The following is a 545-nucleotide window of genomic DNA, read 5'->3' as shown; positions in this document are numbered from 1 at the left end:
ACCTTCGCCTGGCTAGAGGCTTTTCTCGACAGCCGGAGTACATGACCTTCGCTACTGCAATTTTCGCTCCCCATCACAGCCTAGCTTACACGAGTCGCGGATTTGCCTACGACTCTGCCTCACTGCTTGGACAGGCTATTCCATCAGCCTGCGTCACTGCCCTTCTGTGTCACCCCATTGCTCATAACGGCTTACGGTGGTACAGGAATTTCAACCTGTTGTCCTTCCACTACGCCTTTCGGCCTCGCGTTAGGTCCCGACTTACCCTGAGTGGACGAGCCTTCCTCAGGAACCCTTAGGCTTTCGGCGGACAAGATTCTCACTTGTCTTTTCGTTACTCATACCGGCATTCTCACTTGAATGCGCTCCACCAGTCCTTACGGTCTGACTTCAACGTACATTCAACGCTCCCCTACCCAAGTCGCAGCCTTCACTTTACTCTGGTGGCTTAGCCCCTGGGGCATTTAGTCAGAATCTTGAACAACCAATAAGGTTGATTCTGACCAATGTCCCGGTACTTCACCAGAACAAAGTGAAAGCTGCGA

The 545-nt window shown here is 52.3% G+C and carries 1 rRNA gene (only partly in view); it reads right to left on the bottom strand.

From position 1 onward, the window contains the following. Positions 1-545 (bottom strand): 23S ribosomal RNA (locus GOM71_RS24180) (its annotated part continues 1335 nt past the right edge of the window); the annotation flags it as partial.

The organism is Paenibacillus sp. NEAU-GSW1, from assembly GCF_009737085.1.
Lineage (GTDB): Bacteria > Bacillota > Bacilli > Paenibacillales > Paenibacillaceae > Pristimantibacillus.
Note: the sequence above shows the minus strand (reverse complement) of the source record. Positions and strands in the feature narration are given on the sequence as shown.